Origin of the sequence: Lichenibacterium ramalinae (assembly GCF_004137085.1) — a bacterium.
In the GTDB taxonomy this organism is placed as follows: Bacteria; Pseudomonadota; Alphaproteobacteria; order Rhizobiales; family Beijerinckiaceae; genus Lichenihabitans; species Lichenihabitans ramalinae.
Window position 1 is genome coordinate 197,762 of the sequence record NZ_QYBC01000007.1, and the last position, 14,007, is coordinate 211,768.

A 14,007-nucleotide genomic window follows, 5' to 3' on the forward strand; every position below is an offset into this window, starting at 1 on the left:
ATACCGGTCCCCGCCGTGGCCGAGATCGTGCCCGAGTTGGTAACGGACGACGGCGTGCCGGCCGACGAGCCGGAGATCGCGACGCCGTCGAGATCGACGCCGGTGTTGGCGACGACGCCGCCCGCCGACAGGTCGATGCTCTGGGCCGTCGATCCAACGATCGGAACATTGTTGATCGTCGTCGGGCTGACAACGGACGGCGTGTTCAAGAGACTCATCTGCTACTCCGATTACAGCAATCAATGCGGTGATGTGCCCGTAACAGAAGACGTCAGCTGCTTTGAAGCGCTGGTATAAGGTAAAAATGATAGTAAGTTTCATTTCGAAGCATGTTGAATGTCAGGAATATAGCGGTATTTCATGCGATGACAGCCGTCGCGATACTGCTCGACAGCGAGCGCGGCAAACACCACGAGCATGACAAGGAAAAGCTCTAGCTCTGAACGGCTTAGCCGAGGGCCTGTCCTGGCCGGGCCATTGTCACGGCGGCGGAGACCCGTCGGCGATTGAGCCGCATGAATGTCAGGGGTGAAACGGGCCTTTCCGGTCGATCAGGCCGAGCCGGGGACGCCGTTTCCCGGTGGCATTGATGGCGGTTCAAGGTGGAGCACGGCGGCCGAGTTCATCGCCGGACACTCTGGCGGACGTCGTGTCATGGCGTGAAAGGACTCGCGGCGAAGAGCCGGCCCGGCAGGCGCTGATGTGACTTTCGATCACGTTTTCGTGATCGCCGGTGCGGCGGCGTCCGGGATCGATGGCTCCCGGCGCGTCGGCCTCAGTCCGCCGGGATGGGCCTGGTCCTGGCCACGTCGCCGGCCGTCTCGACAGCGGCCTGTCATGTTGACGGGTCGATGATGTGCCCGTAGGGGGAGCCCATGCCCCGCCTCGATCCCACCCTCGCCCAGCCCGAGGACCCGCTGCGCCGTGCCGTGACGCGCCTCGTCCTCGAGGTGTTCCGCCTCAACGGCGCGCTTCTCGCGGCCGGGGACGGCCTGGTGGCGGATCTCGGGCTGACCAGCGCCCGCTGGCAGGTGCTCGGGGCCATGGCGCTCTCCCCGGTTCCCCTGCCGGTGGCGCATATCGCCCGCAACATGGGCCTGACCCGGCAGGCCGTGCAGCGCTCCGTGGACGAGATGCGCGAGGACGGCCTCGTCCGCCTCGTACCCAATCCCCACCATCGCCGCGCCATGCTGGTCACCCCGACGGAGCGGGGCGAAGCGGCCTACGAGGCCGCAAGCGAGCGGCAGGGACGATGGGCCGAAGCGCTCGCGGCCGGCATGTCGCCCGGGGGCATCGAGGCCGCCGCCGAGCTGCTGCACGAGATGCAGCATCGCCTGGCGCGTCCCGCGGCTCCGGCCGCCGCCGACGCGGAGGTCTGAGGCGCCGTCCCGCGATCAGCGGCGCCCGTCCAGGAAGTCGCCGACCGCCTCCAGGAACCGATCCGGGTCCTGCAGTTGCGGAACATGCGCGCAGCCGTCGAGGACGACGAGACGGGCGTCGGGCAGAAGGGCGGCGAGTTCGCGGGACATGGGCGGCGGCGTGGCCTCGTCCCGCTCGCCGACCAGCACCAGGGTCGGGACGCGGACCTGCGGCACCTCGCCCCTGAGGTCGAGGTCCGCCAAAGCCTGGCAGGCCGCCACCAGCACGGCAGGGTCGGTGCGAAGGAAGGCGGCGCGGCGCTCCGCCATCAGGTCGGGATGGGCCTCCTGGAAGTCCGGCGCGAAGAGGCGACGCATGGCGACGTCGGCGATCTTCGCCGTCCCGCCCGCCGTGACGCCCGCCCCCATCGCCCGGAACGCCTGGCGCCCCGGCTCCGAAAAACAGGCGCCGCAGTCGGCCAGCACGAGTCGGCGCAGGAGGCCGGGGTGCCGGATGGCCATCTGCAACGCGACGAACCCGCCGTAGCCGTTGCCCAGCACGGTCGGCGCCTCCCCGCCGCGGTCCCGCACCGCCTCGGCCATGCGGTCCGCGACGGCGGCGAGGCCACCCGGCACCGGAGGGGATGCGCCGAAGCCGGGCAGTTCCGGCAGGTGGACGGCGAAGCGTTCGGCGAGGGGGGCGCGGACGGCGGCGAAGCTGTCGCGGTCCGCCAGGAGGGAATGGAACAGCCACAGCGGCGGCCCTGCGCCGGTGATCGACACGGAGACGGTGCCTTTGGCGAAAATCTCGTCCATCGCGCTCTCCTGATAGACTGGAACGGGGCCTCAGCATCGCCGACACGGGCCGCGATGTCGAGGCCGAACCGCGGTGATGGACTTGACGTGATATTTCAGCGGTGTCATTCTCAGGCATCATGAACGACAAGCCCGCCTCGCTCCGCGACAATGTCTATGCCGCCATCAGGTCCGAGATCCTGCTCTGCAGGCTCGCGCCGGGGGAGGACATGCGGGAAGCCGAACTCGCGGCCCGCTTCGAAGTCAGCCGCCAACCCGTGCGGGAAGCCCTGCTGCGCCTCGAACAGGAACGGCTCGTCACGGTGCTGCCGCGCCAGGGCTACCGGGTGAACGCCGTGTCGGTGTCGGATGCCCGCGACCTGCTGCGGTTCCGCCAGGCGCTGGAGCCGGCCTGCGCCACGGAAGCCTGCGAGGCCGCGAGCGATCCGGTGCTGGCCGGGCTCGACGCCTTCCGGAGCGTTTCGGACGATGGCGAGCACGACGGCTTCATCGCCTACAACCGGGACTTCCATGCCGCGCTCGCGGCGGCGAGCGGCAACCGGCGCATGGCCCGCGCCGCGCGTGAACTGATCGAACAGTCGGATCGGCTGACCCGGGCGAGCCTCACCGGCATCCGCGGCCGCGACCCGGCCCAGCTCATCGCCGAACACGCCGCCATCATCGATGCCGTGCAGGCGCGGGACGCCCGCACGGCCGCCCGCCTGGTGCGGGAGCACATCGCCAAGGCGGAAAAACGGATCCTGGCGGCGCTGTCGCGCGCCGCCATCGTGGACTGACGGCATCGGCGCCGCGGCGCGACCGGACCAGCAAGACCAGGGAGGACAGCATGAACGCGCTCGACAAGGCGACCGGACGGGTCGAGGAGCACGGCAACTTCGTGGACGGCGTCGAGATCGAAGCCGGGACGGGCGAGATGATCGACGTCCGCAACCCCGCCACCGGCGTCGTCATCGCCCGGATCCCGAACAGCGGCCCGGCCGACGTGGACCGTGCCATGAAGAGCGCGCGCGCCGCCTTCGAGGGCCGCGCGTGGGGCGGGCTCGACATCCGGGCCCGCGCCCGCCTGGTGAACCGCCTGGCCGACGCCTTCGAGGCCAACCTCGACACCCTCTACCGCCTCGAGACTCTCAACAACGGCCGGCCCGTCAACGAGACGCGGGCCCAGCTCGCACGCCTGCCCGACTTCTTCCGCTACTTCGCGGGCCTCGCCCTCGCGCGCCGCGACAGCGTGATCCCGGTCGAGGGGCCCTACCTGAACTACACGCTGCGCAAGCCCATCGGCGTCGTGGCGAACTGCACGCCGTTCAACCACCCGCTGATGATCATGTGCAAGTCGCTGGCGGCCGTGCTGGCGTCCGGCTGCACCACGGTGGTGAAGCCGTCCGAATACACGCCCCTGACCACGTTGAAGCTCGCCGAGATCTTCACCGAGGCGGGCCTGCCGAAGGGCGTGTTCAACGTGGTGCTGGGGCTGGGGCCCACCACCGGCAAGCACCTGGCCGAGCACCCGGACATCAACAAGCTCGTGCTGACCGGCGGCACCGAGGCGGGCCGCATCGCGGGCGCGGCGGCGGCGCGCGTCTTCGCCCATCAGACCATGGAACTCGGCGGCAAGACGCCCGTGATGGTCTTCGACGACTTCGACGTCGACCAGGCCGTCAACTACGCGGCCTTCGGGGCCTTCATCGGGGCCGGCCAGACCTGCGTCTGCGCCAGCCGCCACATCGTCCAGGCCTCGGTCTACGACGAGTTCGTCGAGAAGCTCGCCCGCAAGGCCAAGTCGATCCGCATCGGCGACCCCTTCGACCCCGCCACGCAGCTCGGGCCCGTCATCTCGGCCAAGCAGCGCGACCGCGTGCTCAGCTACGCGGGATACGGCAATGGCGAGGGCGCGCGGCTGGTGGCGGGCGGCGTCGCCGCGACCGTGCCGGGCCACGAGGGCGGCTATTTCGTCGAGCCCACCGTCTTCGCCGACGTGTCGGCGAAGATGCGGATCTTCCAGGAGGAGGTCTTCGGGCCCTTCACCTCGGTGACGCGGTTCGAGACCGAGGAGGAAGCCCTGCGGCTCGCCAACGACTCGCCCTTCGGCCTCGCCGCCGCGGTGCGGACGCGCGACGTCGCCCGGGCCCATCGCGTCGCCGGGGCCGTCAAGGCCGGCATCGTGTGGATCAACGACCACCATCGCCTCGACCCGGCCTCGCCGTGGGGCGGTGTCGGCGACAGCGGCATCGGCCGGGAGTTCGGCACCGAGAGCTTCGACGACCACTTCGAGGTCAAGAGCGTCATGCTCGGCACCGCCGACCGGCGCGACTTCGACTGGTACCGCGACACGGCGGGGCAGGGCCGCCTCAACTGAGGATCCGACGGCGCGGGGATCTGCTCCCGCGCCGCCCGGCATGCCCGATCGGAGGGACGGCCCGCGCCAAGACGGGCCCTCCGCACATCTCACGAGGGAGGACAACACCATGACGGACGCGGTGAATGCGGGCGGCCGCCTGGACCGGCTGCCCATCGGCCGGTTCCATTATCGGATCATCTGGCTCATCGGCGTCGGGATGTTCTTCGACGGCTTCGACATCTACACGGCCGGCACGGTGCTGGGCGCGACGCTGAAGGGCGGGTTCTCCACCATGGGGCAGAACGCCCTGTTCGTGTCGGCCACCTTCGTCGGCATGATGGTCGGCTCGTTCCTGACCGGCTTCCTGGGCGACCGCTACGGGCGGCGCTTCACCTACCAGGCCAACCTCCTCGTCTTCGGCCTGGCGTCGCTGGCCGCGGCCTTCGCCCCCAACATGGAAGTGCTGATCGCGCTGCGCTTCGTGATCGGCATCGGGCTCGGGGCCGAGAACGTCGTGGGCTACTCGACCCTGACCGAGTTCGTCCCGGCCCGCTCGCGCGGTCGCTGGCTGGGCGTGATGGCGGTCTTCGTCGTCACGGGGCTCCCCATCGCCTCGCTGGTCGGCTGGCTTGTCATCCCGGCCTTCGGCTGGCGCGCCATGTTCATCATCGGCGGGCTCGGCGGGCTCCTGGTCTGGTATGCGCGCAAGAGCCTGCCCGAGTCGCCCCGCTGGCTCGAAAGCGTCGGCCGGGACGGCGAGGCCGAGGCGCTGCTGTCCGCCATCGAGCGCGAAGCCGAGGCGACGACCGGGCCTCTCAGCGTGCCGGCGCCCGTCCCGCCCGCGGCTCCGCCGGTGAGCCTCGGCGCCCTCTTCACCCCGCCGCTGCTGTCGCGCCTGCTGGTCGGCTGCCTGTGCCTGGTGGTCATCAACACGGTGCTGTACGGCTTCGTCGCCTGGTTGCCGACCTTCTTCGTCAAGCAGGGGCTCAGCATCGCGCAGTCTTCCGGCTTCGCCCTGCTGATGGGGCTCGGCGCCCCCGTGGGGTCCGGCATCGGCGCCCTGACGGCCGATCGCTGGGGCCGCAAGCCGACCATCATCGGCGCCTCGCTCCTCGCCGCCGCGCTCGCGCTCGTCTACCCGGCCGTGTCGGACCCGGTCCTGCTGACCCTGGTGGGCTTCGCCCTGACGATCCCCATCTACGTGCTGGTGGCGCTGCTGTTCGGCATCTACATCCCCGAGCTGTTCCCGACGGAGGTCCGCCTGCGGGCGTCGGGGCTGTGCAATACGCTCGGTCGCGGCGCCACCGTGGTGACGCCCTTCATTGTGGTGTGGCTGTTCGGCACCTACGGGGTCGCGGGCGTGCTCGACCTGATGATCGGGCTCCTCGTGCTCCAGAGCCTCGTCGTCTTCGCCTTCGGCATCGAAACCCGCAATCGGCGCCTCGAAACGCTGAGCACGGATCTGTCCTCGGCCGCCGCCGCATCGCTCGGCGGCGTCGATGGGCTGGGGCCCGTCACGTCGGGCTCGACGCGGCGCGGGAAGCCGGTCGGCTGAACGACGCCGCGCTTTCGAGCCCGTCCGCCGTGGCCCGCCCGGACGGGAGCCGGGCCGCTCCCGGCGGGTGGCCGGTCACGCGCTTGAACGCGCGGCTGAACGCCGCCTGGGACGCATAGCCGAGAGAGCCCGCGACCGTGTCGATCGCCATCCGGTCCTGGGCGATCCACTGCGCGGCGAGGCGCATGCGAAGTTCGGCGACGTAGCGCAGCGGCGGCGTCCCGGTCAGCGTTTGGAAGCGTTCCGCGAAGACCGAGCGCGAGCAGCCGGCCTCGGTCGCCAGCGCCGCCACCGTCCACGCCCGCCCCGGATCGCGGTGGAGCGCCGCGATCGCCCGGGCGAGCCGAGGGTCGCGCAGGGCGTCGACGACGCCCGATGCACCGTTGCAGCCGCACTCGACCCAACTGCGGACGATGATGGCGGCGACGACATCGGCGAGCCTGGCCAGGATGCCGGCGAAGCCGACCCGACGTCCGCAGACCTCGCTCTCCATGGCTTTCAAGATCGCCAGGATCTCGGGGTGGCGGTCGGGGAGGGTGCCGACCAGCATGACGGACGGCATGAGGCGGATCAGGCCCTGCATGGCGCCCAACTCGAACTGCATGCAGCTGCTGAAGACGATGGCATTGTCGGGACAGCCCCGGTCCCCGGCGCAGGCCGAAACGTCGCAGAGGCCGTCGCAGACCGGCACGGACGCGAAGCTGCCGATGTCGCGTGTGGACAGGTCCTCGGCCGACAGCACCTGATGGGCGCCGCCGCTCGGCAGGAGGACCGCGGTGCCGGCCGGAAGGTCGTGGACCTCGCCCGCGGCGTCCCGCAGCACGACGGTGCCGGCGGCCACGAAGTGGAAATGCGCCCGTCCCGGCTCCGTGCCGAAGCCGAGGCCGAAGGGGGGCGTGATCTCGATGCGCCGGTGCCGGACGCCCCGGAGGCGCATGTCGAGGAGAAGCTCGCTCATCAGGTCCGGAGGCGGGACCTGTGACTCAAACAGCGCCATTGCCGGACCTTCGGTCAAAAACTGCGGACGATCTATCATAGATCGTCTGGGTCCCCCTGTGTAGCCTGCCGGCAACGGACTGCGGAAAGGGAAGACCGATGAGTGAAGTCGCCGAAACGGCATGGCCCCCGGCTGTCGAGCAGCGGGCGTCGTGGCCGGCCGTCTGGTCCCTGGCGCTGGGCGTCTTCGGGCTGGTCACGGCGGAGTTCCTGCCCGCCAGCCTGCTGACGCCGATCGCGAAGGCGCTCGACATCTCCCAAGCGCTCGCCGGCCAGGCCGTCACCACCACCGCCGTGGTGGCGTTCTTCGCCGGCCTCCTGGCCGCCGTCACCACCCGCGGCCTGGACCGTCGGGTGGTGCTGATGGGCTTTTCGAGCCTGCTCGTCATCTCCGACCTGCTCGTCGCCGCGGCGCCCAACCTTCCCCTCCTGCTGCTGGCCCGGGTGCTGCTCGGCGTCGCGCTCGGCGGGTTCTGGAGCATGGCGACGGCGGTCGCGATGCGGCTCGTCCCGCCCGCCCTGGTCCCGCGCGCGCTGTCCCTGGTGTTCAGCGGCGTCTCGGTCGCCACCATCGTGGCGGTGCCGCTCGGGAGCTGGCTCGATGGGCTGTACGGCTGGCGCGTCGTCTTCGTGCTGGCGGCCGGCATCGGCGCGCTCTCGCTCGTCCTGCAGGCGGCAACGCTGCCCCGCCTCGCCAACCTCGGCACCGCCCGGCTCTCGACCCTGGTGGACGTGCTGCGTCGGCCGGGGATCGGCCTCGGCATGGTCTGCGTCGTCCTGGTGTTCAGCGGGCATTTCGGCCTGTTCACCTATGTGAGGCCGTTCCTCGAAGGCGTCGGCGGGGCCGGGGTCGACGGGATCGCGCTGACGCTGATGGGTTTCGGCCTCGCCAATTTCGCCGGAACCCTGCTGGCCGGCGTGCTGCTCGAGCGCAGCTTATATCTGACGCTCGCCCTCATGCCGCTGCTCATCGCGGCCGCCGGGCTCGGGCTGGCGGGGCTGCACGCCGGCCTGCCGCTCGAGGCGTCGCTCGTGGCGCTCTGGGGCCTCGCCTTCGGCACGATCCCGGTGGCCTGGTCGACCTGGCTGGCGCGTGCGGTGCCGGACGAGGCCGAGAGCGGCGGTGGCCTGATCGTGGCTGCCGTGCAGCTGGCCATCACCTTCGGGGCGGCCGGCGGCGGTGTAATCTACGCGCTGGCCGGCGTCGCCGGTGTCTTCGCCACGGGCGGAGCGCTGATGCTGGTCACGACGGCGGTGATCCTCGTGACGGTTCCCAGGACGGCATCGCGGTAGAGCCGCGAGCCGTCGAACCGGCGCCGCGGCGACCGGCACAGGCCGGACGCGGGCTTCGGCGCGACGCCGCCCGTCGGTCGCCCCGGCGTCAGTCCAGCGCCTGATACACGGCAGCCCGCATGGCGAGCTCGGGCAGGTCGAAGCTCATCAGGGACTGCGCCATGAAGAGGGCGACGACCTCCTCCTTCGGATCCACCCAGAAGTGCGTCTTGGCCGCGCCGGCCCAGCCGAACTCGCCGGCCGAACCCGGCGCGGCACTGGCGGCGACGTCGAGCAGCACCCGGGAGCCAAGCCCGAAGCCGTAGCCCGGGAGCGGAAGACCGCCGATCTCCAGCGGCAGCAGCGCGGCCGGGATGCGGTTCGCGTGCATCAGCTCCAGCGTCTTGCGCCCGATGATCCGCCGCCCTTCGTAGGTCCCGCCGTTGCACAGCATCTGGGCGAAACGGAAATAGTCGCCGGCCGTGCCGAACAGGCCGTGGCCGCCGCGCTGGAACGCCTCCGGCCGGTCGACCGGGTAGGTGCCGGACACGTCGACCCTTTGGTCCTCGCCACGCGCCCAGGCGGCGAGGGCGTCGGGCGAGGTGACGCCGGGGCGGAGGAGGTCCGGGCGGCCGTACATGGCGGCGAGCCGGCCGCGCCCGCCCTGTGCCACGCCGAATCCCGTGTCGGCCATGCCCAGCGGTTCGAACAGGCGCTCGCCCAGCACCTCGCCGAGCGGCTTGCCGGCCACGACCTCGACCAGGCGCGCCGCGACGTCGATCCCGAGGCTGTAGATCCAGCGCGAGCCGGGGTGGGCGGCGAGCGGAAAGCGCGCGAGGTCGTCGATGGCCTCCGCCAGGGGCACGTCGGCGCGCAGGATGAGGGCGTCGTCGTACATCTTGGAGACGGGCGAGTCGCCGAGGAAGTGGTAGGTGAGGCCGCTGGTGTGGGCCATCAGGTCGCCGACCGTCATGGGCCGGGCCGGGTCGACGAGGCTGCCGTCGTCCGAGCGCACCTTCACACCCGCGAAGGCGGGGATGTGCTTCGCCACGGGGTCGACCAGGGTGAGCCGGCCCTCTTCGACCAGCGTCATCAAGGCCGTGCAGACGACCGGTTTCGTCATCGAGTACAGGCGGAAGATCGTGTCGGCCGCCATCGGCGTCCCCGCCTCGCGGTCGCTCCATCCGTAGGTGCCGGCCTGCACCACGGTGCCGCGCCGCGCCACCATCGTGACGATGCCGGCATAGATGCCGCGGTCGACGTAGCCCTGCATGAGGGCGTCGATCCGGCCGAGGCGCCCCGCATCCACGCCGACGCTCCCCGCGTCCCCGATGGCGATCGTCATGGCTCACCTCCCTCTTGCGTTCGGCGGGCGGCGTGCTGGGGATCAGCGGCGCCGCGCGAAGGTCTCCATGACCTTGGCATACATGTCGAGCGTCTGGTCCGCGATTGCATCCCAGGAAAAATGCGCCTCCACGCGCTTGCGCCCGGCCGCGCCGAACCGTTCCCGCAGCGCCGGGTCGCCGGCCAGCCGGTTCACCGCGGCCGCGAGCCTTTCGGCGAAGCCGGCCGGGTCGGCGGGGTCGAAGGTCCCCGGCACGAGGCCGGGATCGACCAGCAGGCCGGTTTCCTCCGGCACCACCACTTCGGGGATCCCGCCGACGCTGGTGGCGACCACGCACGTGCCGCACGCCATGGCTTCGAGGTTGATGATGCCGAAGGGTTCGTAGACCGAGGGGCAGCAGAACACCGCCGCGTGGGTGTAGAGCTGGATGACGTCGGCGCGCGGCAGCATCTCGCGGATCCACACGACGCCGGGCCGCTGCACGGCCGCCACCGCGGCGCTCATCTCCGCCCCGATCTCGGGCGTGTCGGGCGCGCCGGCGCAGAGCACGATCTGCAGCGACGGGTCGATCTTGGGGATGGCGTTGACGAGGTGGATGATGCCCTTCTGCCGCGTGATGCGGCCGACGAAGAGCAGGAAGGGGCGGGACGGGTCGATGCCGTGGCGGGTCAGCACGTCGGTGCCGGCCACCGCGCGGTATTCGTCGAGGTCGATGCCGTTGTGGATGACGTGGACGCGCTCGGGGTCGACATCGAAATGGCGCAGCACATCGGCCTTGGTTTCGCGCGACACCGCCACGATGCCGTCCGCGGAGTCGATCGCGGTGCGCTCCATCCAGGCCGACAGGTGGTAGGCGTTGCCGAGCTGCTCGACCTTCCAGGGGCGCAGCGGCTCCAGCGAGTGGATGGTGAGGACGTTGGGCACGCCCCAGAGCTGAGACGCGATCACCCCGCCCATGTCGGTGTACCAGGTGTGGCAATGCACGAGGTCGGCGTCCAAGGTGTCCTTGGCCATGGCGAGGGACCGCGCGAAGGCGTCGACGGCGCCGACGAAGCGCGGATCGGTCCCCCGCTTGGTCTCCTCCCACTGCGGGTAGCCCTTGACGGTGAGCCGGCCCTCCTGGCTCGCTTGGTCTCCGAAGCAGCGCACCTCGACGTCGATCGACTTGGCGAGCGCCGCCGCCAGATATTCCACGTGGACGCCGGCGCCGCCGTAGACGTAGGGCGGATATTCCTTGGACAGGAACGCGACTTTTTTCGGGGCGGGCATGGGGCGGCCTGGGATCGAGTCGTCGGATCCTCATCCTAGACCAGGTTCGGCCGTCTTGGAATCGCCTTGACGGTTCCAAGCCGATGTAACTGCTCTCGATTCGGAGCCGGAGCGCATCGACCGGAGCTGGAGGCGCTCCAGGCCGTGGCGTGAACTCGCACGCAGGCTCGAAGTCCGTGGCGGAGGCGATCGACCGATCCCTTGCGGGCTGAAGGCCGACTCCATTCGGGTGATGGCGGGGCGACGATGGCGATGCCCTGGCGGCGCGCAGGCGTCACCGAGCTACGATAGCCGTCGGCCGTCAGCGGGAGGGTAGCTCACAGCAACGATGTGATACAGCATCGGATCACCAGACTGCTCCGCCGAATGACATATTCGAGGGCAGAACGACGGCCGCTCTCGACCGGTTGCGTTAACAAGCCCTAAGCGGATCCGCTCGCAAACGGCCGTTGAGGGTCGAGCAGCGTGCCGTCGCAGGGCCGATGGCTGGTTCGCTTTGAGTGGTTCGGTCGAGAAAGTCCGCTTTGGATAGGGAGTCTGAACATCCAGAGCGAATTGGCGGGGTGGTGCGTTTGGGGTGTACCCAAATCGACCCGATCCAGGCTGCCTTCGAGAACCGACTCCGCCGGCTCGTCTGGGGCATACTGAGGACACAAGACGGGAGACGGTGCCACCGTGACTCCCGTCACCCCGCTCGAGCGATCCCGCGAGGCAGAAAGGACGTCATGTGGATCCCCGCACGACGAGCCGGCCTTCCAGACTGACGGTCGTCGGGTCGAGTCGACCGACGATCATGTCGACCAAGCGGTCCACCATCGCCGCCATCGGCTGCTCGTAGGTGGTCAGGTCGTAGGCCGGCGCGGCGGCGAGGTCCGTGCCGTCATAGCCCACGAAGGCGAGGTCTCCCGGAACGTCGAGCCCACAACCGAAGCGGGCCGCATCCATGGCGCCGATGGCCAGGGCATCGTTCTCGCAGACCAGCACGTCGACACGGTCCGACGCCGGGGTGGCGGCGAGGTATCGACCCATGGCCTCCCCGGCGGCTCTCCGGTCGTAGGTCCCCACCGCGATGTCGAGCATCGCCTCGATGCCCCGATCGGCCCAGAAAGCTGCGAAATGCCGCGAGCGGCCCAGCACCGTCGACAGGGTCCTGGGTCCCGACATGAAGCCGGGCCGGCGGTAGCCCCGCGCGACGAGATGCAGGCCGACTGCCTCCATCGAGGCGGCGGCGTCGCAGGACACCGCCTTCACGGCGTCGAGCGTGCTCTCGCGGGCCAAGACGTAGAGCGGCGCGCGGGCGGCATTCAGGGCGGGCTGGCGCAGGGTTTCATCCCTGAACGACGTGCCCAGCAACACGACGGCGTCGACCTGGCGTTGGTCGGCGTCGAGGATCGCGTCCACAGGCCCGTTCTGCTCGTCGATGTTCACCAGAACGGCGACGAGCCTCTCGCGCTGCAGGGCTGCCGTCAGCAGGTGCAGCACCGGCAGCTTGTGCGGGTTGGCGAAGTCGTCGACCAGCACGGCGACCTGCTGGGTCGATTTCGTCGTGAGACTCCGGGCGAGAAGATTGGGCCGGTAGCCCAACCTGTCCGCGGCCGCGAGCACGCGCAGGCGGCTTTCTTCGGCGATCGGGGCGTCCTTCTTGAAGGCGCGGTTGACCGTCCATTTCGAGACGCCCGCCGCCAAGGCCACATCGGTCGCTGTCGCCTTCCGCGCCAGATCCGCGCCTCGCATTGGAAGGCCCATTCTATTTCTCGCCGTCCATGAAACGAACCACTTGCGCGCTGCGCCCGAGCATGCGATGCCTAGCACCGTTGCACCCGGGTGCAAAGAGGGCCGACCACTCGCAGTGGCTCAGAACGAGGATCCGTGCCGAGACGTCGGCCCAGGCTCCCGCCGTCACGGCACGACCGCGAACCGAGGCTGGTAAAAGCCGAGGGCATCAAAATCGACGAGGCTCAAGTCTCTGAGGGAGGACGACGACATGCGACTACAGTTCCGTGATCTCGCGCTCGTTGGCGCACTGCTCGGCGCGACCGCGCTCGGCGCCACCGCGCTCGGCAGCACTGCCGCGATGGCCAAGGACATCAACATCATCGCCGTGACACACGGTCAGGCGTCGGACCCGTTCTGGTCCATCGTCAAGAACGGCATCACCCAAGCCGGCAAGGACCAGGGCGTCCACGTCGAGTACCGTGCGCCGGAAACCTTCGACATGGTGGCGATGGGTCAGCTCATCGATGCCGCCACCAACCAGCAGCCCGACGGGCTGGTGATTTCCGATCCGGATCCGGATGCGCTCGGACCTGCGATCAAGAAGGCCGTCGCCGCCGGCATCCCGGTCATCTCCATGAACTCCGGCATCGGCGCCGCGTCGAAGCTGGGGATCCTGCTGCATGTCGGCCAGGACGAGCTCCCGGCAGGGCGCATCGTCGGCGCCAGGATGAAGGACATGGGGCTGAAGAACGTCCTCTGCGTCAACCAGGAGGTCGGCAACGCCGCCCTCGATCAGCGCTGCCAGGGCGTGAAGGAAGGCCTCGCGGGGGGCAAGGTCACGGTCCTGCCCACGTCGGCCGATCCGACCGAGACCCAGTCGAAGATCCGCGCCGCGCTGAGCTCCGATCCGTCGATCGATGGCGTGATCGGCCTCAGCGCTCCCCTGGTCGGCGAGCCCGCCGTGGCGGCGGTCGAGGCGCTTGGGGCGCAGAGCAAGGTCAAGGTCGGCAGCTTCGACCTGTCCTCGGCCTTCCTGAAGGACGTGGCCGACGGCAAGGCCGCCTTCGCGGTCGACCAGCAGCCCTACCTGCAGGGCTACCTGCCGGTGACCTTCCTCGCCCAGCACGCCAAGAACGGCACCATGCCGGCTGGCAACGTCGCCACAGGGCCGAGTTTCGTCACCAAGGACAATGCCGGTCAGGTCATCGACATGTCGGCCAAGGGCATCCGCTGACCGGAGCCTGACGGACGCCGCCCCCGCGTCGACCGGGGGACCTCGACCCGGCACGCGGATCGCGCGTGCCGGGTCGCACGATGCGACCCAACATGACGGGAACCGGCC

At 70.1% G+C, this 14,007-nt stretch carries 12 protein-coding genes; 7 read left to right on the forward strand and 5 right to left on the reverse strand.

What is annotated here, in order from left to right:
- Nucleotides 1-15: 15 nt before the first annotated feature.
- Both D3272_RS10320 and D3272_RS10325 read left to right on the forward strand, forming a co-directional pair.
- Nucleotides 16-297, forward strand: coding sequence for a hypothetical protein (locus tag D3272_RS10320; RefSeq protein ID WP_129219074.1), 282 nt, complete (start codon nucleotides 16-18; stop codon nucleotides 295-297).
- Between the two features lie 578 nt (nucleotides 298-875).
- Nucleotides 876-1,379, forward strand: a complete 504-nt coding sequence (locus D3272_RS10325; RefSeq protein WP_129219075.1) for a MarR family winged helix-turn-helix transcriptional regulator — start codon at nucleotides 876-878, stop codon at nucleotides 1,377-1,379.
- A gap of 15 nt (nucleotides 1,380-1,394) precedes the next feature.
- Here the strand turns inward: D3272_RS10325 and D3272_RS10330 are convergent, their stop codons facing one another.
- Entirely contained in the window at nucleotides 1,395-2,174 is a 780-nt protein-coding gene (locus tag D3272_RS10330; protein ID WP_129219076.1) for an alpha/beta fold hydrolase, read from the reverse strand.
- A gap of 119 nt (nucleotides 2,175-2,293) precedes the next feature.
- Between D3272_RS10330 and D3272_RS10335 the strand changes: the two genes are divergently transcribed.
- From D3272_RS10335 to D3272_RS10345, 3 genes are all read left to right on the forward strand, one after another.
- Nucleotides 2,294-2,950 (forward strand): GntR family transcriptional regulator, encoded by a 657-nt coding sequence (locus tag D3272_RS10335; RefSeq protein WP_129219077.1) that lies wholly within the window; start codon nucleotides 2,294-2,296, stop codon nucleotides 2,948-2,950.
- Between the two features lie 50 nt (nucleotides 2,951-3,000).
- A complete protein-coding gene (locus D3272_RS10340) occupies nucleotides 3,001-4,530 on the forward strand; it encodes an aldehyde dehydrogenase (protein ID WP_129219078.1) in 1,530 nt (509 codons plus the stop codon).
- A gap of 109 nt (nucleotides 4,531-4,639) precedes the next feature.
- On the forward strand, nucleotides 4,640-6,067 hold the full coding sequence (locus tag D3272_RS10345) for an MFS transporter (protein WP_129219079.1): 1,428 nt from the start codon (nucleotides 4,640-4,642) through the stop codon (nucleotides 6,065-6,067).
- Here the strand turns inward: D3272_RS10345 and D3272_RS10350 are convergent.
- On the reverse strand, nucleotides 6,027-7,025 hold the full coding sequence (locus tag D3272_RS10350) for an AraC family transcriptional regulator (protein ID WP_207210183.1): 999 nt from the start codon (nucleotides 7,023-7,025) through the stop codon (nucleotides 6,027-6,029). The two genes, D3272_RS10345 and D3272_RS10350, sit on opposite strands and share 41 nt — an antisense overlap.
- A gap of 137 nt (nucleotides 7,026-7,162) precedes the next feature.
- Between D3272_RS10350 and D3272_RS10355 the strand changes: the two genes are divergently transcribed.
- A complete protein-coding gene (locus D3272_RS10355; protein ID WP_129219081.1) occupies nucleotides 7,163-8,356 on the forward strand; it encodes an MFS transporter in 1,194 nt (397 codons plus the stop codon).
- A gap of 88 nt (nucleotides 8,357-8,444) precedes the next feature.
- Here the strand turns inward: D3272_RS10355 and D3272_RS10360 are convergent, their stop codons facing one another.
- From D3272_RS10360 to D3272_RS10370, 3 genes are all read right to left on the reverse strand, one after another.
- Nucleotides 8,445-9,680: a serine hydrolase domain-containing protein gene (locus tag D3272_RS10360; RefSeq protein WP_129219082.1), complete on the reverse strand. Its 1,236-nt coding sequence runs from the start codon at nucleotides 9,678-9,680 to the stop codon at nucleotides 8,445-8,447.
- Nucleotides 9,681-9,722: 42 nt separating this feature from the next.
- Nucleotides 9,723-10,949: a glycogen synthase gene (gene glgA, locus D3272_RS10365; RefSeq protein ID WP_129219083.1), complete on the reverse strand. Its 1,227-nt coding sequence runs from the start codon at nucleotides 10,947-10,949 to the stop codon at nucleotides 9,723-9,725.
- A 723-nt stretch (nucleotides 10,950-11,672) separates the two neighbouring features.
- Complete coding sequence (locus tag D3272_RS10370) at nucleotides 11,673-12,668, reverse strand: LacI family DNA-binding transcriptional regulator (protein ID WP_129219131.1); 996 nt, start codon at nucleotides 12,666-12,668, stop codon at nucleotides 11,673-11,675.
- Between the two features lie 355 nt (nucleotides 12,669-13,023).
- Between D3272_RS10370 and D3272_RS10375 the strand changes: the two genes are divergently transcribed.
- Entirely contained in the window at nucleotides 13,024-13,899 is an 876-nt protein-coding gene (locus D3272_RS10375; RefSeq protein WP_245496490.1) for a sugar ABC transporter substrate-binding protein, read from the forward strand.
- Nucleotides 13,900-14,007: the final 108 nt, after the last annotated feature.

Bases quoted from the DNA above. Each gene is read 5' to 3' on its own strand.
- D3272_RS10350 (WP_207210183.1), bottom strand. From the start codon at position 7,025: ATGAGCGAGCTTCTCCTCGACATGCGCCTCCGGGGCGTCCGGCACCGG.
- glgA (WP_129219083.1), bottom strand. From the start codon at position 10,949: ATGCCCGCCCCGAAAAAAGTCGCGTTCCTGTCCAAGGAATATCCGCCC.
- D3272_RS10335 (WP_129219077.1), top strand. From the start codon at position 2,294: ATGAACGACAAGCCCGCCTCGCTCCGCGACAATGTCTATGCCGCCATC.
- D3272_RS10360 (WP_129219082.1), bottom strand. From the start codon at position 9,680: ATGACGATCGCCATCGGGGACGCGGGGAGCGTCGGCGTGGATGCGGGG.
- D3272_RS10325 (WP_129219075.1), top strand. From the start codon at position 876: ATGCCCCGCCTCGATCCCACCCTCGCCCAGCCCGAGGACCCGCTGCGC.
- D3272_RS10340 (WP_129219078.1), top strand. From the start codon at position 3,001: ATGAACGCGCTCGACAAGGCGACCGGACGGGTCGAGGAGCACGGCAAC.
- D3272_RS10355 (WP_129219081.1), top strand. From the start codon at position 7,163: ATGAGTGAAGTCGCCGAAACGGCATGGCCCCCGGCTGTCGAGCAGCGG.
- D3272_RS10375 (WP_245496490.1), top strand. From the start codon at position 13,024: ATGGCCAAGGACATCAACATCATCGCCGTGACACACGGTCAGGCGTCG.
- D3272_RS10330 (WP_129219076.1), bottom strand. From the start codon at position 2,174: ATGGACGAGATTTTCGCCAAAGGCACCGTCTCCGTGTCGATCACCGGC.
- D3272_RS10345 (WP_129219079.1), top strand. From the start codon at position 4,640: ATGACGGACGCGGTGAATGCGGGCGGCCGCCTGGACCGGCTGCCCATC.